A 3,315-nucleotide genomic window follows, 5' to 3' on the forward strand; every position below is an offset into this window, starting at 1 on the left:
CAGGAGGCCTGTTTTTCTCGCGCAGTGAAGCAAAGTCGCAACAGATATATCAGCTTCCGGTTGTGACCGAGAATCGTCCGCCCTGCCGCGTCGAACGCGCTTCGCCATCTTCCGTGACAGCGGCAGACGGGTCGGGTAGCATTTTTCCCATGACCGACCATCCGTTGAATACCAAGGGCTTGCAGTGCCCGCTTCCCGTCCTGCGGGCGCGCAAGGCGATCAAGGCGATCGCCATCGGCGACACCCTGACCGTGGAGGCGACCGACCCGGGCGCCCGAAAGGATTTTCCCGCCTTCTGCGAGGCGACGAGCAATCGTTTGCTGTCCGTCACGGAGGAGGACGGCATCCTGCGCTTCGTCATCGAACGGACGACCTGACCGGGGCGGGTGGTTCTGTCGCACCCCTCTGCTGTCCGCCGGCCCTGCATTCGTTCGTATCCCAATCCTGCCGTATCACGGATTGCCCCGCCCCCCGAAAGTGGGCTGTGACGAATCGTCCTGGATTCAGCCTGTACTTTCATTAGCGTTGCGGGAAGAATGGTTTTCGGAAACGCCGCCTTTACCGCCCGAAAACCAACGATAACGACCGAAAATCGATGTTCACCACCCTGTTCACCCACCCGGCGTGCCTGGAGCACGATACGGGTCTCGGTCATCCCGAATGCTCCGACCGGCTGCGGGCCGTGCTTGCCGCGCTGGAGACGGAGGAGTTCCACATGCTGGAACGACAGGAGGCGCCGCGCGCCACGGTTGAACAGCTTCTGCGGGCGCACCCGCAATCGCACATAGACCGTGTGCTGTCCCTGATTCCCGAGGTGGAGCATGCGGGCGTCGATGCCGACACGGTCGTCTCGCCCGGATCGGGGGAGGCGGCGCTGCGTGCGGCCGGGGCGGTCTGCGCCGCGGTCGATGCGGTGGCGACCGGCCAGTCGCGCAACGCCTTCTGCGCCGTCCGCCCGCCCGGCCACCATGCGGAGCGGGAGAAGGCGATGGGCTTCTGCCTGTTCAACAACGCCGCCGTCGGCGCCTTCCACGCCCGCGCCGCCCACGGGCTGCAACGGGTGGCGGTGATGGACTTCGATGTCCACCACGGCAACGGCACGCAGGACATCCTGCAGTTCGACCCCGACATGCTCTATTGCTCCACGCACCAGTCGCCGCTTTATCCCGGCACCGGCGATGCGGGGGAGAAGGGCGAGTACGGCAACTGCGTCAACGCGCCGCTGCCGGCCATGGCAGGGTCGCCGGAGTTCCGGCATGCGATGACGCACGTCATCCTGCCGGCCATCGACCATTTCAAGCCGGACCTGCTGATCATCTCCGCCGGTTTCGACGCCCATTCGCGCGACCCGCTGGCCGGGCTGCACCTGATCGACGATGATTTCGTCTGGGCCACGCGCAAGCTGGGCGAACTGGCCCGCACCCATTGCGGCGCCCGGATCGTCTCGGTGCTGGAGGGTGGCTACAACCTTCGCGCCCTGGCCTCGGCGAGTGCCGCCCATGTGCGTGAACTGATGTACTGCTGACCGCGGCCTTATCCGGCGGAAGGGCGGTTCCAGCCTCACGAAAGGGGGAGGTTCTGCCCGAACGCATAGGCCGCACAGCCGCGGCACATAGTCCGCAAGGGCCGGGGTATGGGAGTGCCTCGGCCCTTGCGCCGGACGAGGGCGGGGCATACCTTCGCGGGCTTGAGGTTCCATCGATGGTTCTGCCCGACATGCTCCCTTCCGCCGCTTCCATGCCGACTCCTGGCGTTCCAATTCCGCCCGACATCGCCGCCCTCAGCTTCGAGGATGCGCTCGCCGAACTGGAGCGGATCGTCCGCCAGCTTGAGGAAGGCCGCGGCAAGCTCGACGATGCCATCTCCTCCTACGAGCGGGGCACCGCGCTGAAGCGCCATTGCGAGGCGAAGCTGCGCGAGGCGCAGGCCAAGATCGACCGCATCACCGTGAGCGCCGACGGCTCCCTCGGCACCGAACCCGCCCGGATCGACTGACGTGCAGACCATTTCCCAATCCGAATTGAAGTCCGCCATGGCGGAGATCGCGCAGGCTGTCGAGCTGAAGATCGGCGCCCTGCTGCCGACCACCGACCTGCCGGAAGCCCGCGTGTTCGACGCCATGCGCTATGGCTGCCTGAACGGCGGCAAGCGGCTGCGCCCCTTCCTGGTGATGCAGTCCGCTGCCCTGTTCGGCGTCAACCCGGACTGCGCCATCCGTGCCGCCGCGGCGGTGGAGATGGTCCACAGCTATTCGCTGGTCCATGACGACCTGCCGGCGATGGACGACGGCGAGCTGCGGCGCGGCCGGCCGACCTGCCACCGCCAGTTCGACGAGGCGACCGCCATCCTGGCCGGCGACGGGTTGCTGACGCTCGCCTTCGAGGTGCTGGCCGATCCGGCGACGCATGAGGATCCCAACATCCGCTGCCAGCTGGTGACGGCGCTGGCCAAGGCGGCCGGCGGCCACGGCATGGTCGGCGGCCAGATGCTCGACCTGATCGCGGAGCATGAGACCTTCGACCTCGGCACCACCACCCGGCTGCAACGCATGAAGACCGGCGAGATGATCGCCTTCTCCTGCGAGGCCGGCGGGATCCTGGGCAAGGCCAACCCGCCGCAGCGGACGGCCCTGCGCGCCTATGCCCATGACCTCGGCCTCGCTTTCCAGATCGTCGACGATCTGCTGGACGTCGAAGGCACGGCGGAGGAGACCGGCAAGACCGTCGGCCGCGATGCCCAGGCCGGCAAGGCGACCTTCGTCTCGATCCTGGGGCGCGACCGCGCCCGTGCCCAGGCGGAAATGCTCGCCAATCAGGCGGCACAGCACTTGGACATTTTCGATGGGCGTGCCGATATGTTGAAGGCCGTCGCCGATTTCGTCGTCGCGCGCCGCGCCTGACCAGAGCTTTGAGGACCATCACGACGTGACCGCCACCAAGACCCCGCTGCTCGACCTTTGTCCGACGCCAGCCAAGCTGCGGGCCCTCAAGCCCGAACAGCTCCGCCAGTTCGCAGACGAGCTGCGCACCGAGACGGTGGACGCCGTTTCGGTGACCGGCGGGCATCTCGGCGCCGGGCTGGGGGTGGTCGAGCTGACGACGGCGCTGCACTACGTGTTCGACACGCCCTATGACCGGCTGATCTGGGACGTCGGGCACCAGTGCTATCCGCACAAGATCCTGACCGGGCGGCGCGACCGCATCCGCACGCTGCGCATGGGCGGGGGCCTCAGCGGTTTCACCAAGCGGTCGGAGAGCGATTACGACCCGTTCGGGGCCGGCCACAGCTCCACCTCCATCTCCGCCGGTCTCGGCA

The 3,315-nt window shown here is 67.2% G+C and carries 5 protein-coding genes; all 5 read left to right on the forward strand.

All coding sequences use genetic code 11. The annotated features are described in order from the left end of the window. A partial coding sequence (locus I71_RS40790; RefSeq protein WP_307188946.1) for a sulfurtransferase TusA family protein occupies nucleotides 1–377 on the forward strand: 377 nt, incomplete at its 5' end. A 218-nt stretch (nucleotides 378–595) separates the two neighbouring features. Further along, complete coding sequence (locus I71_RS00955; protein ID WP_042688856.1) at nucleotides 596–1,525, forward strand: histone deacetylase family protein; 930 nt, start codon at nucleotides 596–598, stop codon at nucleotides 1,523–1,525. Nucleotides 1,526–1,701: 176 nt separating this feature from the next. Beyond that, nucleotides 1,702–1,995, forward strand: a complete 294-nt coding sequence (locus I71_RS00960) for an exodeoxyribonuclease VII small subunit (RefSeq protein WP_375731155.1) — start codon at nucleotides 1,702–1,704, stop codon at nucleotides 1,993–1,995. A gap of 1 nt (nucleotide 1,996) precedes the next feature. Further along, a complete protein-coding gene (locus tag I71_RS00965; protein WP_085940662.1) occupies nucleotides 1,997–2,899 on the forward strand; it encodes a polyprenyl synthetase family protein in 903 nt (300 codons plus the stop codon). Between the two features lie 25 nt (nucleotides 2,900–2,924). Beyond that, a partial coding sequence (locus I71_RS00970; protein WP_042688861.1) for a 1-deoxy-D-xylulose-5-phosphate synthase N-terminal domain-containing protein occupies nucleotides 2,925–3,315 on the forward strand: 391 nt, incomplete at its 3' end.

It is taken from the genome of Azospirillum sp. B506, assembly GCF_000333595.1.
Lineage (GTDB): Bacteria > Pseudomonadota > Alphaproteobacteria > Azospirillales > Azospirillaceae > Azospirillum.